This is a genomic window from Bradyrhizobium sp. SZCCHNR1053 (assembly GCF_032381235.1).
Taxonomy (GTDB): Bacteria; Pseudomonadota; Alphaproteobacteria; order Rhizobiales; family Xanthobacteraceae; genus Bradyrhizobium.
Window position 1 is genome coordinate 282,236 of record NZ_JAUHJM010000005.1, and the last position, 25,417, is coordinate 307,652.

Sequence of the window (25,417 nt, forward strand, 5' to 3'; positions counted from 1 at the left end):
AGTCAAGCGAGTCTTCAATCAACAGTCTGGCAACGCAACGGATCCAATCCTCCCGATCACGCTTTGGTTGCATTGCACTCGGCAGGCTGGCCTGCGCGGCACAAAATGGCCTGCTTTTGTTCATCCGGAATCGTGCTCCGGTTGCAGTGGACGCAAATGATGAATGAAATCACCTGCGCTCGCAAGCGCAGGATTGCGGCAACTAACGGTCGACCACGTCGGACGGTAACGCAGGCGCAGCATCGTCACGCACATGCGGGGTGGGATCGAACAGCGCAAACAGGATCAGGCCGGCGATGAAGCCGCCGATATGAGCCTGCCAGGCGACGTCGGCGCCCTCGGCGCCGGGCGTGATGCCGCCGATGCCGAACACGATGTTGACGCCGAACCACACTGCCAGAAAGCCGAGGACGCGCGGATTGCGCAGCGCACGCGACAGCGACAACGCCGGAACCCTGGCCGCCGCCTCGGCATCGCCGCGAGTGAACGACAGGAAGCTGCCGCTCACGAAGGCAAAGCGCATCGCGGCCGCCATGGTGCCGGACACCGAGGCCGAGGCGCCGATCATCGGCGCCAGCGCGTGCTCATGGGTGAGCAGATGCGCCAGCGCACCGGCCGCCGCCGTCACCGCCATGAACAGATAGAACCGGGCCGCCCCGAAGCGGCGCGCGAGCGCGCTGCCGAATGGCAGTAGCCACAGCACGTTGAAGCCGATATGCGCCAGATTGGCGTGCAGCAGCGAATAGCTGACGAAGGTCCAGATCTTGGCCGGCGTGCCGCCGGGAAACGCCCCGTCCATCAGGGTCTGGTCGTATCGTTTCGGGACGAAGGCGAACAGGTCGATGATCCAGCCGTTCAACTCGTCCGGCAACAGCACGCGCAGATGGATCACCGCGATCAGCAGGATGTAGGCGGTCAGTGCGCCCGGCAGATTGAGGATCGGCTCCCGCGCCTGCTGGAGCGGCGGATCCTGCGTGAGGTCTGACGAGGAGGAATCCAACGGAACGCACGCCTTCGACGAGAGGAACAGATCCGTCAGATAGGCGGCTTTGGCCGGCCTGTGCAAGCGCACGGCGGCAGAGTTGATGTGCGGCGCGGTGGCAGCGGTGGAGAAAGGGCGGCGGATCCGCAAAAAGAACGAGGGAGGGTCCTGAGAAAACCCTCCCTCCGAGACTTGCCGGCCTCTGCCGCGTCCGGAGCGCCCGGGTTTGTTTTCCCCACCCCGCCCCGTCGCGACGACCAGACTTGTTTGACGCCGCCTGCGTGTACCTCACCGTATCGCGGCGGACCTTCCACCGTCCGGCCGCGATCTGATGAACGCATTGTTAACGATCGCTCGGCGGCCGCCAAGCTCATCGTTAATTTAACCTTAACGCGCGGAAGGCCGGGGGAAAGCCGGCACGATCGCACCATCGGCATGGACGCTGCACCGCCCCTCCTGCGAAAACAAACCAGGGAGGCGCCTGGACGAAAGCGGGACAGCAATGTCCTCCGTGACGTCGAGGGCGCGAGGGATCACCGAGATGAAACATCCGTCCAATCGCGAGCTCTTCGCCTATTGGAACGACAGGCGCGGCCATGCCAAGGCGCCAGAGCGCTGCGACTTCGAGCCGTCGGCCGTGCGCGAGCTGCTCGGCGACATCTTCGTCTTGTCCTGCGACGCCGACAGCGGCTTTCCGTTCCGCATGGCCGGCACGCGGCTGTGCGCCCTGCTCGGCGGCGACGTCAAGGACAGGAGCTTCCCGGCGCAGTTCGCGCCCGCCAGCCGCCGCGAGATCGAAGAGATCACGATGGTCGTGTGCGAGGAGACGCTGCCGGCGATCGCCGGCGTCAAGGCGCAGGGACCGGATCGCACGACGGCGCATTTCGAGCTGCTGCTGCTGCCGTTCGCGACGCGCGCGCACGAGCCGATCAGCCTGACCGGCCTGCTCGCCCCGTTCGAGACGCCGCGAGGCGCGCTCGGACCGCTGGAGATGGTGTCATGGCGCTACATCCATCCGCCGGCCGAGCCGATCGTGCCGCGCGCGCTGCGCAAGCTCGCGCTCGCCCGCGGCTTGATGGTGTATGAGGGCCTGCGCTGACTGCGGCGCGCGTAGTTAGGACTTCTGTGCAGAAGCAACCGCAAATACTCCAATTGCGTTACCGCTAGCGGATTGTCGTAAGGGCCGAGAGTTTCGCCTGGAACCTTTCGCGCACCTTCTCTGCCCCGCTCTTCGGGTCGTTGGCTAAGAGTGCGTTGACGACGACGAGGCCCTTGCGATAGGCGTCGACGGCGTCTTGCAGGGAGCGGTCATCTTTTCCCGGCTCGCTCTGCTCGCGCGCGGCGTCACCGATGCGCTCGTAGCCTTCCGCCAGCTCAAGTTGACGCTTGCTATCGTCGGGAAACCTTCCCGCGAGCTGCAGCCGGATTTGCAGACCGGCATCATATTCCTTGAGCGCGTTTACGAAGTCGTGCTGCCTTCGCCAGGCGCCCCCAAGCCTATCGTGTGTGTCGGCTACGTCGCGCGTCCATGCCACTTTATTGAGGTCCTTTGCGGTGATCTCCTCGCGAATTGCCAGAGCACTGCGGTATCTTTCGATCGCGCCCGCCGGGTCCTGCTCTGCCACCGAATCGCCGATGATGACGTATTGCCGGGCGAGGCGAATTTTCCAGTCGACCTTGTCGGGATCGTCGCGGGCGAGGCCGGCTGAGAGGTCGACTGCCTTCTGGAAGTACTTCAGTGCGTCGTCGAGCTGGTCTTGCATCCTGTGCACTCGGCCGATCTGCTCGTAGATCCTCGACAAATTGGATCGATAGATGTTGTTTTTCGGCTCCCTGCGGACCAGGGCTTCCCGTATCGTCATTGCCTGCTCGTATTCCGCCAGAGCTTCCTTCGGACGATCGTGCGCAGCAAGGACATCGCCGATCCGGGTCCGAGCATCCGCCACGGCCTTCTGCGCATCCGGATCGTTCGGGTCCTGAGCCAGGAGAGCGGTGCCAATCGCAAGGGATTTCCGGTACCAATCCAGAGCGCCCTTCCAGTCCGTATTCAGGAGGCTGTCCGCAATCTTGTTCTCGACGAATGCGATTCTTGGGCGCGCTGCGCCGTCCGCGGGATTCTTGTCAGCCAGCCGCTGCGCAATCCGTAGCGCGTAATCAAGTTCCGCTGCGGATCGCTTCAGGTCACGGCCCTCGAAGGCGTCTCCGAGTCGGAACGCAACCTCATAACGCAGCTTCTTCCACTCGTCGTTCTCGGCGTCGTTCTCGAGGAGCTGGTCAGCGAGGTCTTTGGCCTCTTCGATTTGTGTTAAGGCAGCGTCATGTGCTCCAACCAGCAGGTACACATCCGAGAACTTCGTCAGCAGCTTGGCGCGATACTCCATGACTTCCGGCCGATTCTCGACGGCACCGAAGATCTTCTCGGCGCCGCGCAGCAGCCGTTCAGCACTCGAAACCTGGATTGCGCCGGTATTGAGCTGATCCTGAATTACATCGAGCACGCTCCCGACGACGGAAAATGCACTTTTCGCGCTCCGCAGCGCGGATTGCTCCTCCAAATCCGCCTTTCGCCAGCCCCACACCGCAAAAACGAGCAAGGCCGCCATGACAATCAGCGCGCCGTTCCTGGCGCGGGAATATCGTCGCGCCTGCAGCTCGTTGTGGGCCCGACTGGCCGCCACGAGCTCCTTGAGCTCCGGCGCGCCCTCCATGTAGGACGCCGCGTCGTCCAGAGCGGCGCCGGAGAGCAGATAACCGGCGTCGAAGCCGGATGCCTGCCAGCGCTGCGCCGTCGCGATGAGCTGCAGCTTCGCCTTGGAGCGGTTCCGCTCGTCCTGCAGCCAGTCGCGCAATCGCGGCCAGCCGTCGATCAGCGCGCTGTGGGCCAGATCGAAGCGATCGTCGTCCCAGCCGACGCCTGGGCTGCGCCGGATGAGCTCGGCATCCACATATCGCTCCAGAACATGGTCGACGCGACCGGCAGGCGCGATCTGCACCAGAACGTCCCGCCGCACCCGGCGGCGGATGAACCCCTCCACGTCGGGCTGCACCAGTTGCAGGAAGACGCACCTCGCGGCCACCTGGTCGTCAGACGTCAGACCGGCGTAAATCGCTTCTGCTGTACGGATCAGAGCGTCTCGCGGCTTGCCCACCTTATGATAGGCTTCCCAGGTGATGCGGTTGCGCTCGCGCTGGTCCCACAGCCTTCCAAGGGCAAATTGCAGCATGGCCAGCGCGCCCGCATCGCCGGCAACGCTCTTGGCGAGGTCCTCGACGATTCCCTCGTCGAACTTGAGCCCGACCGTGGTGGCCGCGCTCTCGATGATGTGCTGCACTTCGGCAGCGTTGGGCGGCGCAAGCGAGAAGCGCGCGGCCGGGTTCTCCCCGAGTGACTTGAGCGCGGCGAGCTGAAGCGCCGGTTGCTGGTACCGCTCCTCGATAATGAGGATGGTCCGGTCCGGCTGGCCACGCGCTCCGACCAGTGCCTGAACAAAGCCCTCCCTCGTCTTCTCGTCCGAGCAGATCGTAAAGATCTGCTCGAGCTGATCGACAACCATGATAACGGGGCGCCCCGGAAATACGCCGTCGAGCAAGGCGCCAAAAAGCTCTGGCGAACGTTCGAGCTTCTGCTTCTGCTCGGTGATCCATGTTTCGAGTTTGGGTAATGCGGGATTGGCAGCCGCCTCATATATGCTCGTGAGCAACGCGGCGAACGGATCTGCTCTCGGAACTACGACCAGAACGAGCGGGCTCTTGCCTTCCCCGGCAATCTGCGACTTCATCCTTGGGATGGCGCCGGCCATTACAATCGATGTCTTGCCGCTTCCCATCGGGCCGGTGACGAGCACTACTCGCTGTTCGCGAAGCTGCTCCAGAAGTCTTCGGACAGCCTCCTCTCGCCCGAAAAAGCGCCCTGCGTCGCCTTCGTCGAACGGGTTCAACCCTATGTAGGGATTAGCGGCGCTGGTGAGGTCCGGGGCGTGCGATGGGTCGAAGGGGGCGAGGGCGGGCAGCGTGGCAGAGAGAGCCTCCCGATCGCCGGCCGAAAACTGATACGACGTCCAGTAGGTAATGATGTTCTGGGCGGCCTCGCGGTCGGCCGGCGAATCTATCCATCGTCCCGCCGCCTGCGCCCGATCGACGAACTTATGGACGTCGGCAAGCAGATCTTGGTCGTTCTCTCGATCGCGGGCCGCGCGCATCAACGCGATGTGTTCGGCGCGCAATTCGGTTAGCGAGGTGAATGTTGACGGCACCGGTCCTGAGGCTTCCGGCGCAACTTGGTGATCTTTCGACATGGCTCACACCTTGTCAGACAGTTCTCGCAAAGGCTCACGGATCTTCAGGATGTCTCCACACTGCGCCTTGAGATCTCGATCGACATTGAAGAAGTGAAGAAGCGCCGTATCGCGGAATAGTTTGAAATTTCTGCGCAGCGTGCCGAAATTGGTAACGTGGCTAGCGATCGTCTCGTCGACCCGGCTGGCGTACTCCTTCGCATCCTTCGCCCAGTCCGCTTCAGCCTGCGTGGATGCGATCTCGTCGACGCGCGACTTGATCGCCGGCCAGAATTCCTTGAACAGGTCGAGCGATTCCGGTGTGTTCTTTTCGATGTTGTCTTCGGCCTCCCAGAAATCCTTCTCGATTCTCTGCCATTTGTCGTGTTCCGCAACCCGGCTACTCAGTTGCGACTTGATGTTCCTCAAAGATGCGATCGCCTCTTGAAGGTCGGCAGCCGACGCATCCCCTGCCGGTTTGGCGGCGACAGCATTGGCGAGGATTTCGCTCAGCTCTCGCAACGGGAGCTCTTCGGCATATCGGTTGAGCGATGCATTGACCCTGCTCTGTTCGGAGACGATCACGCTCCGAAACGGGAACACCGCAGTGATCACGTCGTGCGTATCCTCGTCGCGAACGGCCTTCCGCAATTTCGGAATCGCCGATTCGAGCTCCTCTATCCAGCCCCGCACATGCGTCCTATCGGCGCCGACCTCCGGGAGCAGTTCGGCCGCCTCGCGCACGCGGCTGCAGATTTTCGCGAGGTCGATGACGTGTTGTTGGAGCCCGAACGATGCTTGCGGATCGCGCCCCAGTTCCTTGGCACAATCGATGATCTCGCGGTAATGTCGCAATTGGATGTCGTGCAGGCAATCGTGCAGCTCCTTGTAATGAAAAAGAGCGTCGATTCTGCTGCTGACCTGGTCGAGCGTTTTGCGCGAGGCGGCGACGACGGAGCGTATCCCGGCGTCCTCCTCGACTTCCCGACGCAGGCTATTGATCCCGGTGTTGAGTGTCTTGACGCTGGCCGGGGTGGAAATGCGATCGAGGTGCTCGTCGACAACCCTCTGAAGGGCCTCGTTGGACTGTTGATCCTCCCAGTTCTTGATGCCATTGAGCAGGTCGAGAAGCCGGCCGTCCCCTTCGACCATATCCAGGAGATCGAGGACGATGTTCGGTTTCGGCTGATCCCAGGACAGTCGATTGAAAACGACTTTGCCCATCGTCGTGCGAACCAGGATCTTCAGATCGTTCATGTTGAACGCATCGCAGATGCCATGGAGCAGCTTCTTGTCCAAGAGAGAGTCCGCCCCTTTCGCGGAGCCGGCAGCGTCTGTCTCGACCATGGCCTCTACGCCCTTTCACTTGAAGCGAAGCGGACCCAGCGCATCATGGCGCCTCGAACTCGATCTTGCCTGCAAGCCGCTGGCGGATCATTCCAATCGGAATGCCCTGATTGAATTTCGGCGAGCCCCAGGCAGGGTCGCCCATGTGATGCATCGCAACCAGCGACCATTCCATATTGAAGCACGGGGACCCCGATGAGCCTCGGTCGCTGTTAGTGGCATAGCGAACCCGTGTGCCGTTGCCGTTCACGCCGAGCACAGCTTGCGTGTCCACGGCGAGCTTCAAAGGGCTCCCGTCCGGATGTTGGGCTATCAGCAGCGGCATGTCGATCTCAAGTGGCGGCTGTGTCTTGGGCATTGCGATCCAGCGCCGTCGCGGGGCACCGGAGCCGGCGTTCTTGTCGATCGGTTCGTTGCCGATGGATCGCGCCAAGCGGGCGAGTACGAAATCGAGTTCGTCGACCGCTGGAAGATCTCGGTCCGGCTGACCTTCGGCCTCGGCCTGGCTGTAACGCGCAAAGTCGATGCGCCAATCCGAATCGTGCAGCGGCACGACAACTCCTTCCGAGCGCGAGCCATCGGTGAGAACCTTGTAATCAAAATGGCAGGCGATCGCGGCCGGACGTGCCGTCCCCTCGATCGCGGACTCGAGCACGTGATAGTTGGTCAGGATGAGATCCGGTCCGATCAAGAAGCCGGTTCCCATCGCGTTGCCGTCAAACTCAATGCGGCAAACTTGGCCCTCGATCTGTGCCATGCATCCCCGCCACACGCCCATATCGAAGGTCTTAAGTCGCGGACGCACGATCGCTTCGAGGCCGCTTGCGGTGGCACGCTCGGGCGCCGCGGTGACGGACTTGCCCGCGTTCTGTACCGACATCGTCGGCGCCATGCCGAATTTCTCGTAGAGGCGTCGTATCTTCTCGTGGTCAGGCTTCGTAAGATACGCAGCGCGGGCCAAATCGACGACGATCGTCGCGCCCTTTCGCTCCGCCCAGTCGATCAGTTGAAACGCCACGTAGTTGTTCGGACCGGGTGTAACAATGTCTTCCAGCCGTTCGTTTAATCGAACGCGGACCATCATCTCCAATTCTCTAGGATTGAACGCTGCGACAAGCGCTTCCTGGAACTCGCCGAAATCGATGCCCGGTATCATCGCACCAGATCCTGCGCGAACTGAGGTGCCCGCCCGGCCGACGACCGGCACACGACGTCTCGTTGAAGCCGATGGGCTCGTCATCTCGGTGCCCCTCATTGCTCCACAGAACAATGTGCTGCGCTCAAGCTCTACTTTCAAGAGCGTTGTTGACGGTATGTAACCTCCCGCTGAAGTCACCGGAGGGACGGGAGGCCGCCAGATCCGGTCTGGAGAGTGTGGATCTTGTCGCGACGACCTGTGGTCGCATCGCATGCGGGCCACGCGATCGGGGCTACGTCCCGCGCCTCACCGCGAGCCGGTCAGCGGGGTGAGCCGACTGCCGTCGGGAGCGAACGCGGCGACGTGATCCGAGATGACGAACGAAGTAAGATCGCGCCCGACGACAAGCGGGCCCTGATAGGCCGTGCGCGTGCGCGCGACCAGCGCATCCTCCGGCACGTCCTGGACCGGCTTCACGGTCGCAAACACGATGTGCGAGTAGACTGCGAGCTTCGGCTTCGCCTCGCTGAAGATCCTGCCGGCCTCCTCGGGCGAGGTGTGGTGGTCCTCGATGGCGCGGTAGTTCGGGTAGGATTTCAGCAGCTCCGGATCGATGACGGCGACCTCATGGATCAGAAGATCGGCACCCTTCGCCGCCTTCTCCACCCGCGGATCGGGCTTGGTGTCTCCGGACAGCACGACCTTCTTGCCGTCGAACTCGACGACATAGCCGAGCGCCGGCTTGATCTTCTCGCCGTGATTGACCTCGATGGCGCTGACCCTGACGCCGTTACGCTCGTAGACGACGCCCGGCCCGATATCGGCCGCGGCGAAGGCGACGCCTTCGGGCGGATAGTGCTCGTCATCGATGCGGATGCGGATGTCCTCGGAGAAGGCTTTGGTGAGATTCTCCGTCATCGCCACTGTCCCCTTCGGTCCGAACACGACCATCGGCCCCTTGCGCGAGGCCCAGGGCGTGCCGATCCATCCGCTCAGCCACATGTCCGGCAGCCCCACCACGTGATCGGAATGCAGATGGGTGAGGAAATGCGCGGTGATGCTGCCGAGCGGGATGTTCTTCTGGAACAGGCGGATCGTGGAGCCGCGTCCGAGGTCGAACAGCAGCCGCTCCGGCCCGGCCTCGATCAGGGTGGAGGCGCTGAAGCTCGACAGGCGCGGCGTCGGCGTGCCCGTCCCGAGCAGGGTCACCTTCATCTCGGCCGCCGCGGCCGGCGACGATCCAACCGCTGCGCAGACCACGACTGCCACGGCTCCCAACCAACTCCGCATGAACGTCTCTCCCGTCTTCACTGGTGTCATTGGCGCGATGCCGCGCCTGCCCATTCTATCAGCTCGTCAAAGGCCGTGGCAGCGTGCTGCAGGAGCACAACGTAACGCTGAATTAACCGTGCAGGACTTAGTTTCAACACTGGATCATCCGGCACGCTAAGAGCCGGCTTTGAGTGGCGAAACATGGCGTTGCCGAACAAAAAACTCTCTCTTCCGGCCGCCGAGGAGCGCCGCCGTTTCCAGCGGGTCAAGGTCCACCTGCTCGGCCGCTACATGCTGCCGGACCGCCGTGAGTTTCCCTGCCAGGTGATCAACATGTCGCCGGGCGGCCTCGCGCTGCTCGCGCCGGGCATCGGCAATGTCGGCGACCGCGTGATCGCCTATCTCGACCATATCGGCCGCGTCGAAGGCAAGATCACCCGCATCATCGACAACGGTTTTGCGATGACGATCGGCGCCACCGCGCGCAAGCGCGACAAGCTCGCCGCGCAGCTGACCTGGCTCGCCAACCGCGACATCCTCAACCTGCCGGAGGATCGCCGCCACGACCGTATCATTCCGCGCAACCCGATCGCGGTGCTGACGCTCGAGGACGGCACCAAGATGACCTGCCGCATCATCGACATGTCGCTGTCGGGCGCGGCGATCGCGGCCGAGACCCGGCCGCCGCTGAAATCGCAGGTCATGCTCGGCCGCGTGCAGGCGCGCGTGGTGCGAAATCTCGAAGGCGGCTTCGCGATCGAGTTCCTGCACGCCCAGATCGCCGAAACGCTCGAAGACAGCGTTACCGCGCGGTAAAGCCGCAAGCCTCTGAAATCCCGCAACTTCACGGAGAACACGGCGTCCGCCACCGCGGGCGCCGTGTGGCGTTCGGCCAGCGCACAGGTGGTCCGGCGCGGTTAATGGCTGGCGGGCAAAGCGCGGCAGACCCTGCAACGGCAGCGGTTCCCGGCTTAATGCCGCGCATTCGATTCAACCCCGAACGATTCAAATTTTAGCTAAGTTCGATTCAAGTGAAAGTCGAATAAGCCCTTTGTTTTACTTGGATTTGCGTCAAATCCATCGTGGCGATTTAGCGGCAGCGAAAAATCTTTATGAGACACATGGTCCCAACGAAAACGGGGGGCCAAAAATGGTCAAGCGGACGGGACAGGCAAAAGGGTGGGCGGTCGCAGCCTTCCTGATGGCGATGGGCGGGATGGCGCATGCCGGCGATGACCGGGTGCTCTATGCGAGCCTTGGCGACACCGCACGGGCGCCGATCGGCTGGGTCGAGTTCTGCACCGAGACGCCCGAGGAATGCCGCGGCGGCGCGTCGCAGCCCCGCGACATCGTGCTGTCCCAGACCGCCTGGCGCGATCTGCTAAAGGTCAATCGCTGGGTCAACGAGAACGTCAAGCCCATCACCGACATGGACCATTGGGGCGTGGTCGAGAAATGGTCGCTGCCGACGGACGGCTACGGCGACTGCGAGGATTACGTGCTGCTGAAGCGCAAGCTGCTGATCGATGCCGGCTGGCCCCGCGAGGCGCTGCTGATCACGGTGGTGCGCGACAAGAAGGGTGAAGGACACGCCGTCCTCACCGTGAAGACCGACAAGGGCGAATACGTGCTCGACAATCAGAACGAGAGCGTCGTCGCCTGGACCGAGACCGGCTACCGCTTCGTCAAGCGGCAGTCGCAGGGCGATCCCAACGTCTGGGTCTCGCTCGGCGACGGTCGCCCGGCAGTGGCCACCGCCAGCGCAAGAGAACGCTAAGGCGTCCGCGAACGCTGATCAGAGAGGCGAGACACGAATTCGAGTTACGCGACCCGGTCACATCCCCACCCCTCCCCGTCCCAGACCGGTTCGCGCGCGGCCAGGCCTCCCCCAAGGCCTGGCCGCAACTTTTTTGAGCCAGCCGAAATTCACGAAAACCGCTTGAATTCCACGGCTTGGCAGCACCGTTCCGGTCCCGCTCGCCGGTCCCCCCGTCACTTCGGCCGCTCGGGCCAGGCCCGACTGACCTGATCGCGCAGTTCCTCGAGCCCGCACGCGAGGCGCAAGTCCATCGGTATACTCGTTTTTTGAGGAACTCGCGGCTGCTGCAGCCCCACAATCCAAGATCAGCGATGTTCCGCATCAACACGCGAAGATTGATCGCGCTGAGACTGTGGTGCTAGAGTGTTTCCACTTTAGCGCGGGGCATTGCTATGGGGATGAACCTCGATGCCGTGATCTACTTGCAGCGGAACGGACATCTGACCGGCAGCAAAAACAGAATTCTCGATATCGGGCCGCAGACCATCTATTTCGCACGCGCCGAGCAGATCACGGAAATCGTCGAGCGCCTGGGACAGCCGCGTCCTGACGCAATAACCGTTGATCGGCTCGTCCACTTCTCGACGCCAAGAGCGGACGAGAGAACGACGATGCTTTCCGAGATCACGGATCTCGCAAACATCGAATATGAGGCGATCGATGTTTGTCCCGGGCTGAAGAACACCAACATCCTGGATCTCAACTTCGACGAACTCCCTTCGCAGCTCCGTGGCCATTTCGACGTGGTTCTCAACTTCGGTACCACCGAGCACATCGTCAATCAGTGGAACTGTTTCGAAGTGATGCATGACGCCATGAAGGTCGGCGGCGTGATCTACCATCAGCTGCCAGCGAGCGGCTATCTCGACCACGGATACTTCTGCTACACGCCGCTCTTCTTCCGGGAGCTTGCCCAGGCCAACGGCTACGAGATCGAGTGCCTCGCAGTCACCCATGCGGGCGAAAACCGGATCGACGCTCTCGGCATCACTTGTCTCGGCGGCGATACGATGTTGAATGAGCCGGCCCATCTCGCCGACAACAATCGCGTCCCCCAGCTCAATCTTCACGTCATCCTGCGGAAGACGATCGACCAGGCGTTCCGCCCCTCGCTCGAGATCGCTACGACCCACAGCCAACTGAGCGAAAGGATGCGAGCTCGCTACAGCGACCTCCTCCAGTTGCAGGATCGCATCGAGGCGCTTGAGTCGGAACTCGGCAGAACGGTGAGCCCCCGCCTTATCCGCTGGCTGCAGAAGAACTACGCTCTGCTGCGTGGGAGCGGGCGCGCGCCCGTCCGGCTGCCATAGCGAAAGGTGGCCTACCGTTTCTCGAATTGTGATGCCAGAGAAGCGTAGCTGGCATCAGTATCTGCCATCGGGCGCAGCCGCGCCTTCAATCGACCAGGCCGTGGCAAAGGCTGCGGCCAGGATCTCTCGCGCGTCGGGCACGATCGACTGTCACCGTGAATCTCTCGACGACGCCGTGCTGAGAGCAGGCCGAGATGCAAGCGTCCGCCGTTAGAGGCCAGCGGCGATCTCGACCGTCCCAGCTCCATCACCCGCCAGGAATCACGGAGGCTTGAGCCGGCAATGGACCATTGTTCAAGCACGTCTGCGGCAGTCGGTCGAACGCGCGAACAAACTCCGAGGAGAACCGCTTCGAGCTGTCAAATGACAGATGAGCCTCGTCGACGAAGGTGAGATCGTCGCCGGTATCAGCATCGATATACATCGCCCCGATCGTCTCGGCGAGTTGCTTGGTCGGATCCGGCTTTGGCCAGATTTCGGTCGTCGGCATCGGGACCAGGACGACACAGTCGGCAGGCATGCCAATTCGCTTCAAGAAGTTGTTTGCCTCGATCGCCGAGAGCGGCACATTGACCTGAAAGTCCCGCAACTGGCTCCGACGAACTCGCGGGCGCTGGCGATCCGCCATCAGCACATCCCGCCAACGAAAATAGCCATCCACTGAGGATCTGAAGGCCGTCGGCGCAATTTCGCAGTCGACAAACCGTAAATTGCACAGGGCTGGCTGGGCCCACATCTCCCCCTTCTTGACCAGAGCCCGCCCGAGCTCCCATCCATCATGCAGCGCGGCCAAGGCGGGCTCGCTTACCCGATCGTTGAAATAGGGATCGACACCAATCACCAGCACACGCGGACGCAGATGGTGCTTCACCGCAAGCGCAGAGAAGAACGTCTGCTGGTCCTCATAGCCGAATCCGAAATTAAACTGCCGTAGACCGCGTGCGGCAAAATACGACCGCACTTCGGCCGTGCTGAAAGCAAACATCGTGCGGCTCGACCCAGTAAAGACCACATCGGCTGCCTTCAGGTTGGCAAGCGCCCTGCGCTCGATCCCGAACCAAAACGCAGCATGCTCGAAGTCGCCAAATCGGCGCGCACTGCAGTAGCTGATGAACTGATCAGGCTCCGGCGCCAGCTTGCATCCGGCGATCGAGATCCCCCTGCCGCCATATGCGATCGGAGCCGCCAGGCAGCCCGATACAATGACCATGGCAATATAGATCAACAACCAAAGTTTGTGCCCATCACGCACGCACGCGCCCCCCCTCTGCCGGCCGGAAAAACGGTTAGCAAATACCACATGGCTCGCCATCACGCGCAAAAAATCGACTTAAGATTGAATTCAGAGTCTAACGCAATCAATAACGGTATTTTTATACTTATCTAAGCCGAGTTTCCGGCAAGCCGGGGTGAGCTGCCGGAACAAAAAAAGCCCGGCGGCGCGGGGGTCGCGGACTTCGTAGTTCGGCGTCTTGCCGTGGGTCGCGGACGGTGGGAGGCACGTCATCGCCTCGCGTAAGGTCGTCTCGATGCGCAACTTTTTTTGGCCTTGCTTTGACGATATGTCGCAGGCGGGGCGCGGCAATGGCCGGCCAACCTTGTTTTCCCTCGACCGTCGGGTTTAGGTTGTCGGCATGATGATGATCCTGCGAAGCGCGACCCTGCTGGCCGCGGCCCTGACGCTGGCGAACTGCTGCATGTCCGGCACCGGCTGCTCGGGACCGCTGGCCTCGGCCGGCGCACCTGCAGCCACGCCGGCGATGGCCGCTGCGCCCGCCGTGATTGCCGCGCAGCCGACGAGCGCTGCGGCCGACTGGGACGGCCGTGTCGCCACCTCCGACGCCGACACCGAGATGGCGACGGAGCCGGACATCGGCACGCCGCGCAAAGGCGCCAAGCGCCGTGGCGACTCGCGGGTCGACGTGATGTCCGCGCAGTCGAGCTCCGGCTATCGGGGCCGGATGAGCTGGGAGGAGGAACAGGCGGCCGACCTCGCCGACGAGGCCCGCCTCAAGCAGAAGCTCACGATCTGCCGGAACTGCAGCGCAACGCAGTAAGCATCTGTCCCGCCGCATTTTTCGGCTGGTCGCGACCGCCGCACGGAACCGGCATGGTGCATGGCGCGGCGGCGCGCTTTCGGACTTGCAGGCCTCGCTTTTGTCGGATTTCCTAATCAAACCTTGACGACTTGGTTCGTCCGTCAGACGCTCGATTTGCGGGCTGGGCGAACAGCGTTCTCTGCTCGAGTTTTCGCCTCTCCCAGTTTTCGGGAGGAGCATCCGAAGCTTTTTCAATTTGGGTGGTTTCGTGATGAATCCGGTGACGCGCGACACCAGACGCTACCCCGAGAAGCTCAGCCCGAGCCCCGTCAAGGGCGCCCAGCCGATCGCGCTCGCAGCCGCGACGCTCGTGGTGCTGGTCGCGGGCATCGGCGGCATCATGTTGTGGCGTGCCCATGGGGGCGCGCCGGAAGCCGAGCGCGGCGCGGTGACGCGGCAATTGCAGGCGCGCACTGTGCAGGCGTCCGAGCAATTGGTGGAGAAGACCAAGGGCCTGGAAGCCACCCAGCAGGAATCGATCGATCAGCTGCAGATGATGCAGGAGCAGATGCAGAGCATGCGCCGCCTGCTCGCCGCCCAGCAGGCCGACACCAAGCGGCTCTCGGACCAGGTCTCGACCTTGAAGGACTCCATCGACGGCCTGCGCCAGTCCTTCGCCAGCACCCAGAGCTCGGAGCAGGCCGCGCCGGCCCCGCGCAACCGCAGCATCCGCGCCCGCGCCCATGCCAGCCGCAGCGGCCATCGGCATCGCCGCAACCGGTCCTGATATGGCCGGTCCTGACACCTGCTCGTAGAATTTCCCGCCGAATTTTCCCGGCCCCTGTGAAGTGCTTCACAGATTGAAACCGGGAGTCACGCCATCCTGCCTTCACCGGATGGCGAGCCAATTTCAGGATGGCACAGGGCCAATTTCAATATCCGGGGCTGGCAAGGTCGTTGGCGCCATACTGCGCCGACGGCCTTGTTCTTTGTGGGATCGCGTTCGACCGCCCGGAACGGACCCGACTGCCGCGGCTCTCCGGCTGGTGACTTGCTTTTCCCAGCCAATTCTCGGCTCAATGCGCCCGCAAGACGCAGAGGAGCCCCCATGTCCGCCGATCCAGCACTGACCTCCGATGTCATCGGGCTGACCACGGTCGCCCCCTTCTCACGCCGCGGCTTCATGACCGCGTCCGCTGCCGTGACGGCCGGCTACACGCTGGCTGCCGGCCCGGTGCGGGCCGAGGTCATCACCACCGACAGCAATGGCCTGAATGCCGGAGATGCGAAGATCAAGGTCGGCGACCGCGACATGCCGGCCTATTTCGCCCGCCCCGCCAGCGCCAGCAACCCGCCCGTCGTGCTGGTCGCGATGGAGATCTTCGGCCTGCATCAGTACATCAAGGACGTGACCCGCCGTCTCGCCAAGCTCGGCGCGTTGGCCGTGGCGCCGGACTACTACTTCCGCAGCGGGACCGACCTCACCAAGATCACCGAGATCAAGGACCTGCTGCCGATCGTGAATGCCAAGCCCGACGCGGAGCTGATGTCGGACCTCGACGCGACCGTGGCCTGGACCAAGTCGCAGGGCGGCGACAGCTCGCGCCTCGGCATCGTCGGCTTCTGCCGCGGCGGCCGCAACGTGTGGGAATATGCGGCGCATAGTTCGGCGCTGAAGGCGGGCGTCGCGTTCTACGGCCCGCTGATCGATCCGCCCAATCCGGCCTGGCCGAAGAGCCCGACGCAGCTTGCACCCGAGATGAAGGCGCCCGTCCTCGGCCTCTACGGCGAGGCCGACACCGGCATTCCCGTCGCCAGCGTCGAGGCCATGAAGGCCGCGCTCGCCGACAACAAGAAGACCGCGGAGTTCAAGATCTATCCCGGCGCGCCGCACGGCTTCCATGCCGACTATCGCCCCAGCTATCGCAAGGACGCCGCCGAGGACGGCTGGGTGCAGATGCAGGCGTGGTTCAAGAAATATGGCGTGCTGAGCTGACGGCCGCCCGCCCGGGCGAGCGAACCGGGTAAGACTGCCCCCGCAAGACGTCCCGCATGTCGCTTGCGCTCATGCGGGCTCGGGGCTGTCGGCGGTTAGCGCAGGCGATGATCGTCGCGACGGATCTTCGCCAGCTGCCTGCCGCCCTGCTCGAGCTCCCAGGCCATCCAGACCAGCGCTGCGCCCAGGCCGACGACGACGCCCATGAAGACCAACGTGAGTTCAGGGGATGTGAGTGTGTTCATCATGCCTGGATCCCATGCAAGCGTTGCGCCAGCTACTTCTCCGCTGCGCGCCGCCGATCGGAGCGACAACAAAAGGTGACGAGATGTCGTTAAGGCGAAGTGACCGGATCGGCCGGTCACCTCGCCCAAGCTTCATTCACACACCTCGACGTTCCGATAGCGCCAGCCGTGCGCCGTGCGCACGCGCTTGCGGGCGACGTAGCAGCCGCCGAGATCTTCGTAGGTGTACGGGTAGTAGTAAGGATAGCCTCCGTAACCGTAGTAGCCTGGATAGCCGAAGCCGAACCCGATTCCGAAGCCTGGACCAAAGCCATGATGATAACCGAATCCGTGATGGAAACCGCCGCCATGAAAGCCGCCCGGCCCGCGCGCCGATGCCATGCCGGGCACCATCGCCGCCGCGATCACGGCACCCGCCAGCAATCCCATCAATCTCTTGCGCATCGATCCGTCTCCAAATTCAACCGGCATGACAATGTCATTGCACTCGGTACTCTCAGCCGGATGTCTCTAAGCCGAATTTGGAACGGCGCGGGGGCAACCCCGCTCACATCTGCGCGATCTCGATGTCGTTGCGTGACGTCCGGAGCCGCGGGCAATATTCAGCAACCGCGGCAGATGCTCTTGACCTTCCGGTCGACCGTCTTGTTCTCCTGCTGAATCTGCTCATCGGTCGCATCACCGGCGCGGTTCGGTCCCGTTGCCGCGGTGCCTCCCGCCGCTCCACGACCCGTGCCCGTCGTGACGCCGGAATTGCTCGACCCCGACCCGCTCGCGCCGGAACCGGACGACTGCGCCGTGCCGAGGCTGTTAGTCCCGTTGGTGCCTGCCGCCCCCGGTTGCGACAGCCGCGAGGGATTGTTGCCGCTTCCGGCTTCGTTCTGCGCGTTGCCGAGACCGGCGGCGTTCCCTGATCCCGCGGCGATACCGGTCGTGCCGGTGCCGGCGGCCCCCGCACCCGGCGCGCCGCCGCCAGCGCCTCCTCCACCGCCCCCACCGCCTTGCGCGAACACCGCTGTGGGCGTGCTGAGGCCTGCAATCACGATCAAAGTGCCCAACGAAGATCTGGCCATGTGACCGTCTCCCTTTACGCTTCAACCCGACCGGGCGGACCGCGTTCCGGAACGAATGTTGATCGGAGAGGATTGATGGGGCGAGGAGACCGAGGAGCCGTGCGCAAGCTGATCGCCTTCGACGAGGACACGTTCGGCAAGCTCAAGCAGCTGGGCCGCGATCAGATGCTGAGTCTGCAGGATCTCGCCGACGAGGCGTTCATGGACCTGTTGGAAAAGCACGGCGTACCGGCGGATCTGAAGGACGCGCTACGCAAGAGCGCTGCGGAGGATGGCGATGGCGCAGGCAAGCCTGCGCGCAAACGGAAAAGCGAGACCGACGACAAGTCCAGAAACCAGTCGAAGCGCAAACCGAAGCAGAGAAGCAGGGCATCAGCATGAGCACCGACCCCGATCCGTTCGAGCAGGGCGAGCGCGCCGCGCGCGAGAACATTCCGGCCGAGGCCAATCCCTATCACGACGGCAGCGAGCAGCATGCGCTGTGGGCGAGCGGCCACGAGCGTGTCGCCAGCGCAGCCGAAGCTGGCGAGTCCGAAGGGACGTGAGGGATCTCCGATAGCCCGACAGTTCGATCGGCGGCGAGGTCAGCCGATCTTCTTCAGACCCTTGGTATAGCGCGGTCCCTTGGCGACATAGGCCTTGGCTGCGATACCCATGCGCTCGACCTGCGCCGGCTCCAGCGCGCGCACGACACGCGCGGGCGCGCCGATGATCAGCGAGTATTCCGGAAAATCCTTGCCCTCGGTGATGATGGCGCCGGCGCCGACGACGCTGCCGCGGCGGATGTGCGCGCCATTCATGATGATCGAGCCCATGCCGATCAGGGCGTCGTCCTCGACCGTGCAGCCGTGCAGGATGACATTGTGGCCGACCGTGACGTTGCGGCCGACGCGCAGCGGAAAGCCGGGATCGACGTGGCAGGTGGCGTTGTCCTGGATGTTGGAGCCTTCGCCGATCTCGATCGAGTCATTGTCGCCGCGGATCACCGCGCCGAACCAGACGGTGACCTCCTTGGCGAGCTTCACCCGGCCGATCACGGTGGCATTGTCGGCGATGTAGTAGTTGCCGTCCACCGGCAGCTCGGGCGCCTGCCCGTCGAGTTCGTAGATGGCCATCGAGGTCTCCCGTTCGCAGGTGACCTTGGCACAGCCGCCAGAGCGATTTCAAGCAACCGCGGCGGCGGCGCCCGGCACGGGAACTAGGTCAGCACGCCCGCGGCGCGCAGCGTCATCACCACGAAGGTGCCGGACATCATGCTCCAGAAGCCGGCGATGACGGTCGCCAGCATCACGAACTCGAAGCGGCGGCGCTCGATGCGCGCGCCGCGTAGCGTGTTGCGCATGATGATGAAAGGCGCGGCGAACACCAGGAACGGCACCGCGGCGAAGCGCCGGGGCGTGACGCCCTCCTGCAGCAGCTCGAAGCCCGGCGGACGTTCGGCATAGGCCTGATAGCCGCTCGCCAGGGCACCGGCCAAGGCGAAACCGATGAGGAGCGAGAACAGGGAATTGAACGCCTCTGCCGACATCGTACGCACTCACACACTTGCAGAACAGCCCGATGCTGGTTTGGCAAAAAGTGCTCGCGCCCGCCACATTATCCTTAAGGAACGGTTAACGGCGGCCGCAGCCGGTGCGCGGCTCCCTGCAGGTAAGTTTCTGCGGAATGCCGCACCGCCGTGGCATAGTCGCCGCTGATTCGGCCTTGAGATCCCCTGCCCGCCATGACGATGTTTTCGGTCCGCAGTGCCCGCCCTTCGAACGGACATGGCCATGCCGTGCCGATCATCCTGGGCTGCGTGCTGGCGGCGGCGGCGATCGCCCTCGTTGCCTACCTGCTCTGGCCGACCTGGCGCGCCAGCACCTTCAAGGGGCCCGAGCGCCTGCCGGTCAGCATCGGCAGCACCGTGTTCAACGTGCCGGCGGCCGCCATCCGGGTGAAGGTCCAGCGCCACACCGGCCCGCAGGAGCGCGTCGATCTCGGCTTCGAATATCCCTCGCTCACGCCGCCTGAGGCGCCGCATCACGTCAGCGCCGACCAGATCGATCAGGCGCCGCACCCGATCGATCGCATCTTCGTCTCGATATCGGCGCATCACGACGCGATGTCGCCCGAGACGCGACTGAAGACAATCTATCCGCGCTACCTCAATCCGGCTGCCGTGTCGGTGCAGGACGGGCTGAGCATGCGAAGCTTCCGCGCGGGCACACCGTACGACGTGGAGGATCTGTTCACGGCCGAGCAGCCTTTGCTGGTCGCCCGCTGCACGCGTGACGCCGCCACGCCCGGCATGTGCCTCAGCGAACGCCGCGTCGAGGGCGCGGATCTGATCTTCCGGTTTCCGCGCAGCTGGCTGTCACAGTGGCAGGACGTCGCCGCCGCGATGGAGCGGCTGACGGCGCAGATGCATGCGACGAAGTAGTCAGTCGTAGCCCGGATGAGCGCAGCGATATCCGGGGTCTTTCGCCCAGCGCGTGTGAACCCGCATGTCGCTTGCGCTCATGCGGGCTACGCGCTCTAGGACTTACTCCACCAGATCGTCTTCCAGGATCGCCATCTGGAACTGGAACGAGCGATCGTCGTCCTCGTCGTCGACGAACAGCACGCCGATGAACTCCTCGCCGATATAGACTTCGGCGGAGTCCTCCTTCTTCGGCCGCGGCACTACACGGATCTTGGGATTGCCAAACACGCGCTTCAGATACGCGTCGAGCTTCCTGACTTCCTGAACGTCCACGGTGATCTCCAATCGACAGCGAGGTTTGCGGATGATGAGGACGTTGCAGCGCGAACGTCCGTGTCCTTGTGATTTCGACATTCCGGCCCACCGATCGAGGCAAGACGAACCGGCGATGTCGAACGACCTGAAAGGGACGCCGTGGATCTCACATTCACTCCGCCAAGACAAACGGCGGATCGTCAAATCCACAGACGCCGATGTGTTGGCACGAATTTCCCTGGATGAGAAGGTCTTGACTTCGCTGTCGCCGACGCGCTCGCGGCTCAGATCCCGATCGCGTTGATCATCTGATCCATGGTGCGCGACGGCTCCGCACAACCGGCCTCGCCGACGATCTTCGCCGGCACGCCTGCGACGGTGACGTTGTTCGGTACCGGCTTCACGACGACGGAGCCAGCAGCGATGCGCGCGCAATGACCGACTTCGATGTTGCCGAGCACCTTGGCGCCGGCGCCGATCAGCACGCCATGACGAATCTTGGGATGCCGATCCTCATTCTCCTTGCCGGTGCCGCCGAGCGTCACGCCATGCAAAATCGAGACGTTGTCCTCGATGATGGCCGTCTCGCCGCAGACGAAGCCGGTGGCGTGATCGAGGAAGATGCCGCGGCCGATGCGCGCCGCTGGATTGATGTCGGTCTGGAACACGGCCGAGGAGCGGCTCTGCAGATAGAACGCGAAATCCTTGCGACTCTTGCGATACAGCCAATGCGCCAGCCGGTGCGTCTGCAGCGCGTGAAAGCCCTTGAAGTAGAGCAACGGATCGATGAAGCGCGAGGTGGCGGGATCGCGATCGTAGACGGCGACGAGATCGGCGCGAAACGCATGGCCGAGGTCCGGCTCGTCGCGCAGCGCATCGTCGAAGGTCTGGCGGATCAGGTCGCCCGACAGCGCGGAATGATCGAGACGATCGGCAACCCGGTGCACGACCGAATCCTCGAGCCGGCCGTGGTGCAGAACGGTTGAATAGATGAAGGTCGCGAGTTCGGGCTCGCGGCGCACGATCTCTTCTGCCTCGTGGCGGATCCGATCCCAGATCGGATCAAGCGTCGCCAGCTTGCTGCCCTGCTGCGGATTGGTCTGGTGCATAGCCATGGCTGCTTCTCGCAGTTTCAGTGGGCGGGCCTTATAGCACGGCGCTGGGAACGATGTCCTCCGCGGGCTGCGCGAGGCCGGCGATCCATCCCAGCCAGCCCGCCTCCCAGAGAACACGGGATTGAGACATTTCCGTTACGCCCCGCCGGTGACGTCCCGGTTGCGCCGCCATGCCGTTCGGCACCGCGTCGGCTCAAGGTGGGCAGCCGGAACCCGAAATCAAGACGATCGTGGCGGAAGAAGCGGCGGACACCGCGGCTGCGGCAAAAGGAACCACCCGGGCACAGAAGGCCGACCATTCCCCCGTTCAATCCCGGGATCGGCTTTACCATCCATCGCTCTGCGTCTACTAGTGAATATCGCCCTGACCATATTGCGGCCATGGTGCTCCTGATCGGGGGGACACGGGTATCAGTAACACTCAGATCCTGGACGAACGCACGACCGAGGCCGGATCGGCCTGGCTCCCCGTCATCGTCATCCCGCTCTTCCTGGTCGCGCCGGCGCTGTGGAACGGCTACCCGCTGCTGCAGTGGGACACCGGGGGCTATCTCGCGCGCTGGTACGAAGGCTATCTGGTGCCGAGCCGCTCGACGGTGTTCGGGCTCTATCTGCATTGGGGCGAGGGCTCGAGCTTCTGGCTCAATCTTGGTCTGCAGGCGCTGGCAACGCTCTGGATCCTGCAGCTCACCTTGCGCGTGTTGGGACTGGCCCAGCCGCTGCGCCTGCTCTGGATCTGCCTGCTGTTGGTCCTGACCACCGCCCTGCCCTGGCTCGCCAGCATGCTGCTGACCGACATCTTCGCCGGGCTGTCGGTGCTGGCGCTGTACATCATGGTCACGCAGGCACGCCGGACCTCCGTGCTGGAGAAATGCGCGCTGTTCGGCTTCGTGGCCTTCGCCTCCGCCACCCACAGCGCCACGCTCGGCGTCCTGTTCGGCCTGTGCTGCGTCGGCTGGATCGCCTATCCCCGGCTGCGCCGGCAGATCGCGCTCTCGGGCCTGGTCCAGGCCAGCATGACCATCGTCGCGGGGGCGGCGATGCTGCTCGCGGCCAACTTTGCCCTGTCCGGCCAGCTGGCGTGGACGCCGGGCGGCACCGGCGTCGCCTTCGGCCGCATGCTCCAGGACGGTATCGTGGCGCAATATCTGAAGGACCATTGCGCCCGCCAGAAGCTGAAGCTCTGCCCCTATCGCAACGAGCTGCCGCCCACCGCCGACGACTTCCTGTGGGGCAACAGCATGTTCAACAAGCTCGGCCGCTTCGAGGGCATGAACGACGAGATGGGCTTCATCGTGAAGCAGTCGCTCGCGGCCTACCCGCTGTGGCAGGCCAAGGCGGCGGCGATCGCGACGGCGGAGCAACTGGTTCACGTCGCGACCGGCGAAGGCACCAGCGGCTGGGTGCCGCACACCTATGGCATCATCGAGCGCTACATCCCCTCGCAGGTCCGGGAGATGCGTGCGGCGCACCAGCAGCATTGGGAGATCAATTTCGCCGTCGTGAACTGGCTGCACGTGCCGGTCGCGCTGGGCTCGATGCTCGCGGCAGCAGCGATCGCCGCTCACGCGATCTGGCGGCGGCGGCGCGACGACGTCGCCCTGCTCGCCAGCACCGTGACGCTCGCGCTGCTCGGCAACGCCGTGATCTGCGGCGTGATCTCCGGCCCGCACGACCGCTATGGCGCGCGGCTGGTGTGGATCGCCACCTTCACGGCGCTGATCGCAGCCGCGCGCTGGTTCGGCGGCGAGCGTGCGGACGTGCCGACGGCATGAGGGCCCCGCAGCCCGCATGAGCGACAGCCGAAGCCGCGAGGCTTCGGCGAAAGCGACATGCGGGTTCACACGCGCTGCTCCTGAGAACCCGGGGTCGCTCCGCTCGCCCGGGCTTCGCGTTCAGCGCCGCGCCAGGAAATCCACCACGCCGGCCTTGTAGACCTTGTCGCCGACCGCGCGCATGTGATCGCGGTTGGGAATGTCGAGCACCTCTGCGCCCGGGATGAGCGCACCGAGCGCGGGCCCCGAGCCCGACACTTCGTCCGTCGTGCCGACCGCGACCAGCACCGGCACCGCGATGCGGCCCGCCTCCTCCCGCGAGATCAGGCCGCGCGAGCCGCGCATGCAGGCGGCCAGCGCCAGGCGGTCCGAGCGGGTCTGGTCGGCGAAGGCGCGGAAGGTGCGGCCGACGGGATCGGTCACGTCGTCGATCGACGGCGCCTCGAGTGCCGAGGCGACGTTCTCGCCGGGGCCGCCGCCCTCGATCATCGCCATGCCGATGCCGCCGAAGATCGCCGAGCGCAGGCGTTGTGGCGTGCTCAAGGCAATATGCGCGGCGATGCGGCCGCCGAGCGAGTAGCCCATGACGTCGGCGCTGGCGAGGCCGAGATGATCCATCAGCGCCGTGACGTCGCTCGCCATCGCGGCGATCGAATACAGCGCGGGGTCGTAGAGCTTGGCCGAATCGCCATGGCCGCGATTGTCGAGCGCGATCACGCGGCGGCCGTCCTTGCGCAATTCGGAGATCCAGGACGGATAGACCCAGTTGACGTTCTTGGTCGAGGCGAAGCCGTGGACGAGCACGATCGGATCGCCCTCCCCCTCGTCGATGAAGGCAATTTCAACAGCGCCGTTGTGAAAGCTCGGCATCGGTCGCGGATCCCGGAATGTGCAAGGATTGATCTTGAGCCGCAGTCTAGCCGCAGGGCGCGGCCGCGACCAGTTCGGGACGGACCGCAGCGGCCTGCATCTGGCGCAGGCGGCGCCGCTTGCTCCGGTCGAGCCAGGCCTGGGTGGCCCGCTCGGCCATCGCCTTGAGCGAGGCGACGAAGCTGAGCAGCGTCATCAACGCGCCGAACAGCCACAGCGCGAGATTGAATGCGCCCGCGGTCAGCAGCAGCGCGCCGCGGCCGAGCAGCTTCAGGATCGCGCGGGTCTGCCCGCCCTTGGCCTCGGCCAGGCGGGCCGCACGGGCAATGTCCTTCGGCCCTTCGGCGAGCTTGAGCGAATCGAGCGCGCCACGCGTGCCGGCCTTTTCGGTGATGCGGCCGACATCCTTGGCGAGCCGCACCAGCGCGCCGGCCTTCTCGGCGCGGAACGCAGCCCGGATCGCGGTCGCGGTCTGGCCCGGCCGCAGCACCGAGCCCGAGGCCACCGCCTGCTGCAACAGCGGCGCATCGACAACCTCGCGCGCCGAGCGCCCGGCCCAGGCGGCGAGCCCCTCGCCGAGCCGGCCGACTTTCCTCGCGTCCTTGACCAGGGTGAGGCCCGCCCGCACCGGCGCGGCAGTCCCGACCGAGGCATAGGTCGCGGCCGTGACGGCAAGGCCCGCAGTCGCGAGACCCAGCACCAGCCGGTCGGTCTCCTCGCCCATCACCAGGTGCTTGCCTTCGCGCACCGCGTCGCGGATGTCGCCGAACACGAAGAGATCGCCCGCCACGGTGCCGGACAGGCTCGCGACGTCGTCGGCCTGGCCGGTGACAAGCCCGCTGGCGAAGCGCTTGGCGACACTCCCCGGCGCCTTCTCGGCGGCCACGGCATCGCTCACCCGCTGGATCAGCGCCTCGTCGAGCGCAACGCGATGATCCTGTGCGAGCGCGACGAAACTCTCGGCGAGATCGGGATCGCCAGCCGCGAGCGCATCCTCGATGTTGCGAGCAATCCGCGCCGGATCGTTCTGCAGAACGGACGCGATCTGAAGCTCCGACAGCCTCGCCGGATCATCCTGCGCCACGATGATGGCTCCGGCCCCATAGGCGTGCGGCCATATCGCAGCGCCGACCGCGGCGCTGACGGCAAGCCCGGCCAGCGCCAGACTGATTCCCAGCTTGATTCGCTTCGAGATCACGCCGCCTTCACGTTGTCGCGGGGACGATGCCGAAAGACATAGGATGTCCTGTGCCTGACACAACGGCCCCGACGAAAGAAGGGCTTCTCGGCGGGCCTGAGTTTGTGTCGAATCCACAGGCCACAACATAACGGCGTGCGTTGCACCAAACGCGGGTTCCCAACACTAGGAATTGGCCTTAAGGCTCAGTATGGTCGCGCCGTTTTCGACGCGTGCGGCCCTGCGACCTCAGTCCCGTCCTGCTC

Annotated in this window: 26 protein-coding genes; 11 read left to right on the forward strand and 15 right to left on the reverse strand. The window is 64.2% G+C overall.

Annotated elements, in window-relative coordinates:
- Nucleotides 1-202: 202 nt before the first annotated feature.
- Nucleotides 203-1,000 (reverse strand): rhomboid family intramembrane serine protease, encoded by a 798-nt coding sequence (locus tag QX051_RS15445; protein ID WP_315776788.1) that lies wholly within the window; start codon nt 998-1,000, stop codon nt 203-205.
- Between the two features lie 523 nt (nt 1,001-1,523).
- Here QX051_RS15445 and QX051_RS15450 point away from each other — a divergent pair.
- Nucleotides 1,524-2,081, forward strand: a complete 558-nt coding sequence (locus QX051_RS15450) for a PAS domain-containing protein (protein ID WP_315737502.1) — start codon at nt 1,524-1,526, stop codon at nt 2,079-2,081.
- A gap of 64 nt (nt 2,082-2,145) precedes the next feature.
- Here the strand turns inward: QX051_RS15450 and QX051_RS15455 are convergent, their stop codons facing one another.
- From QX051_RS15455 to QX051_RS15470, 4 genes are all read right to left on the reverse strand, one after another.
- The gene (locus tag QX051_RS15455) at nt 2,146-5,277 is read right to left on the reverse strand and encodes a tetratricopeptide repeat protein (protein WP_315776689.1); all 3,132 of its coding nucleotides are present in this window, start codon (nt 5,275-5,277) and stop codon (nt 2,146-2,148) included.
- 3 nt (nt 5,278-5,280) lie between these two features.
- Nucleotides 5,281-6,555 (reverse strand): hypothetical protein, encoded by a 1,275-nt coding sequence (locus QX051_RS15460; protein ID WP_315771090.1) that lies wholly within the window; start codon nt 6,553-6,555, stop codon nt 5,281-5,283.
- Between the two features lie 91 nt (nt 6,556-6,646).
- Nucleotides 6,647-7,759 (reverse strand): trypsin-like peptidase domain-containing protein, encoded by a 1,113-nt coding sequence (locus QX051_RS15465; RefSeq protein ID WP_315776690.1) that lies wholly within the window; start codon nt 7,757-7,759, stop codon nt 6,647-6,649.
- Between the two features lie 288 nt (nt 7,760-8,047).
- Nucleotides 8,048-9,031: an MBL fold metallo-hydrolase gene (locus QX051_RS15470; protein ID WP_315776691.1), complete on the reverse strand. Its 984-nt coding sequence runs from the start codon at nt 9,029-9,031 to the stop codon at nt 8,048-8,050.
- A gap of 183 nt (nt 9,032-9,214) precedes the next feature.
- Here QX051_RS15470 and QX051_RS15475 point away from each other — a divergent pair, with 183 nt between their 5' ends.
- From QX051_RS15475 to QX051_RS15485, 3 genes are all read left to right on the forward strand, one after another.
- Nucleotides 9,215-9,829 (forward strand): PilZ domain-containing protein, encoded by a 615-nt coding sequence (locus tag QX051_RS15475; RefSeq protein ID WP_315737497.1) that lies wholly within the window; start codon nt 9,215-9,217, stop codon nt 9,827-9,829.
- A gap of 334 nt (nt 9,830-10,163) precedes the next feature.
- Nucleotides 10,164-10,790 carry a transglutaminase-like cysteine peptidase gene (locus QX051_RS15480; RefSeq protein ID WP_315737496.1) on the forward strand — a complete coding sequence of 209 codons (627 nt, stop codon included), beginning with the start codon at nt 10,164-10,166 and terminating at the stop codon, nt 10,788-10,790.
- Nucleotides 10,791-11,230: 440 nt separating this feature from the next.
- Nucleotides 11,231-12,142 (forward strand): methyltransferase domain-containing protein, encoded by a 912-nt coding sequence (locus QX051_RS15485; protein WP_315776692.1) that lies wholly within the window; start codon nt 11,231-11,233, stop codon nt 12,140-12,142.
- A 247-nt stretch (nt 12,143-12,389) separates the two neighbouring features.
- Here the strand turns inward: QX051_RS15485 and QX051_RS15490 are convergent, their stop codons facing one another.
- A complete protein-coding gene (locus QX051_RS15490; RefSeq protein ID WP_315776693.1) occupies nt 12,390-13,454 on the reverse strand; it encodes a hypothetical protein in 1,065 nt (354 codons plus the stop codon).
- Nucleotides 13,455-13,776: 322 nt separating this feature from the next.
- Here QX051_RS15490 and QX051_RS15495 point away from each other — a divergent pair, with 322 nt between their 5' ends.
- The 3 genes from QX051_RS15495 (at nt 13,777) to QX051_RS15505 (ending at nt 16,177) form a co-directional block, all read left to right on the forward strand.
- Nucleotides 13,777-14,199: a hypothetical protein gene (locus QX051_RS15495; RefSeq protein ID WP_315776694.1), complete on the forward strand. Its 423-nt coding sequence runs from the start codon at nt 13,777-13,779 to the stop codon at nt 14,197-14,199.
- Nucleotides 14,200-14,452: 253 nt separating this feature from the next.
- On the forward strand, nt 14,453-14,968 hold the full coding sequence (locus QX051_RS15500; RefSeq protein ID WP_315737492.1) for a hypothetical protein: 516 nt from the start codon (nt 14,453-14,455) through the stop codon (nt 14,966-14,968).
- Nucleotides 14,969-15,364: 396 nt separating this feature from the next.
- On the forward strand, nt 15,365-16,177 hold the full coding sequence (locus QX051_RS15505) for a dienelactone hydrolase family protein (protein WP_409998104.1): 813 nt from the start codon (nt 15,365-15,367) through the stop codon (nt 16,175-16,177).
- A 95-nt stretch (nt 16,178-16,272) separates the two neighbouring features.
- Here QX051_RS15505 and QX051_RS15510 read toward each other — a convergent pair whose 3' ends face one another.
- The 3 genes from QX051_RS15510 to QX051_RS15520 all read right to left on the reverse strand — a co-directional run bounded on the left by QX051_RS15510 (nt 16,273) and on the right by QX051_RS15520 (nt 17,495).
- Nucleotides 16,273-16,425, reverse strand: a complete 153-nt coding sequence (locus tag QX051_RS15510) for a hypothetical protein (RefSeq protein WP_315737739.1) — start codon at nt 16,423-16,425, stop codon at nt 16,273-16,275.
- A 129-nt stretch (nt 16,426-16,554) separates the two neighbouring features.
- Nucleotides 16,555-16,866: a hypothetical protein gene (locus QX051_RS15515; RefSeq protein ID WP_315754014.1), complete on the reverse strand. Its 312-nt coding sequence runs from the start codon at nt 16,864-16,866 to the stop codon at nt 16,555-16,557.
- Nucleotides 16,867-17,024: 158 nt separating this feature from the next.
- A complete protein-coding gene (locus QX051_RS15520; RefSeq protein ID WP_315776696.1) occupies nt 17,025-17,495 on the reverse strand; it encodes a hypothetical protein in 471 nt (156 codons plus the stop codon).
- A 99-nt stretch (nt 17,496-17,594) separates the two neighbouring features.
- On the opposite strand from QX051_RS15520, the gene QX051_RS15525 reads away from it, so the two are divergent.
- Nucleotides 17,595-17,876, forward strand: a complete 282-nt coding sequence (locus QX051_RS15525) for a hypothetical protein (protein ID WP_315776697.1) — start codon at nt 17,595-17,597, stop codon at nt 17,874-17,876.
- Nucleotides 17,873-18,040, forward strand: a complete 168-nt coding sequence (locus QX051_RS15530; protein ID WP_315737488.1) for a hypothetical protein — start codon at nt 17,873-17,875, stop codon at nt 18,038-18,040. The genes QX051_RS15525 and QX051_RS15530 overlap by 4 nt, the downstream gene beginning before the upstream one ends.
- Nucleotides 18,041-18,079: 39 nt before the next feature.
- Here the strand turns inward: QX051_RS15530 and QX051_RS15535 are convergent, their stop codons facing one another.
- Both QX051_RS15535 and QX051_RS15540 read right to left on the reverse strand, forming a co-directional pair.
- Entirely contained in the window at nt 18,080-18,610 is a 531-nt protein-coding gene (locus QX051_RS15535; protein WP_315776698.1) for a gamma carbonic anhydrase family protein, read from the reverse strand.
- A gap of 83 nt (nt 18,611-18,693) precedes the next feature.
- The gene (locus tag QX051_RS15540; protein WP_172115419.1) at nt 18,694-19,023 is read right to left on the reverse strand and encodes a DUF6949 family protein; all 330 of its coding nucleotides are present in this window, start codon (nt 19,021-19,023) and stop codon (nt 18,694-18,696) included.
- A gap of 195 nt (nt 19,024-19,218) precedes the next feature.
- Between QX051_RS15540 and QX051_RS15545 the strand changes: the two genes are divergently transcribed.
- The gene (locus QX051_RS15545; protein WP_315776699.1) at nt 19,219-19,917 is read left to right on the forward strand and encodes a hypothetical protein; all 699 of its coding nucleotides are present in this window, start codon (nt 19,219-19,221) and stop codon (nt 19,915-19,917) included.
- Nucleotides 19,918-20,019: 102 nt separating this feature from the next.
- On the opposite strand, the gene QX051_RS15550 is transcribed toward QX051_RS15545, so the two are convergent.
- Entirely contained in the window at nt 20,020-20,232 is a 213-nt protein-coding gene (locus tag QX051_RS15550) for a DUF3126 family protein (RefSeq protein ID WP_006611186.1), read from the reverse strand.
- Nucleotides 20,233-20,498: 266 nt separating this feature from the next.
- On the reverse strand, nt 20,499-21,329 hold the full coding sequence (gene cysE, locus QX051_RS15555) for a serine O-acetyltransferase (RefSeq protein WP_315737485.1): 831 nt from the start codon (nt 21,327-21,329) through the stop codon (nt 20,499-20,501).
- A 578-nt stretch (nt 21,330-21,907) separates the two neighbouring features.
- Between cysE and QX051_RS15560 the strand changes: the two genes are divergently transcribed.
- Complete coding sequence (locus QX051_RS15560) at nt 21,908-23,104, forward strand: hypothetical protein (protein ID WP_315776700.1); 1,197 nt, start codon at nt 21,908-21,910, stop codon at nt 23,102-23,104.
- A 120-nt stretch (nt 23,105-23,224) separates the two neighbouring features.
- Here QX051_RS15560 and QX051_RS15565 read toward each other — a convergent pair whose 3' ends face one another.
- Nucleotides 23,225-23,974, reverse strand: coding sequence for an alpha/beta hydrolase (locus tag QX051_RS15565; protein WP_315776701.1), 750 nt, complete (start codon nt 23,972-23,974; stop codon nt 23,225-23,227).
- A gap of 46 nt (nt 23,975-24,020) precedes the next feature.
- Nucleotides 24,021-25,172 carry a hypothetical protein gene (locus tag QX051_RS15570; RefSeq protein WP_409997755.1) on the reverse strand — a complete coding sequence of 384 codons (1,152 nt, stop codon included), beginning with the start codon at nt 25,170-25,172 and terminating at the stop codon, nt 24,021-24,023.
- Between the last annotated feature and the right edge of the window lie 245 nt (nt 25,173-25,417).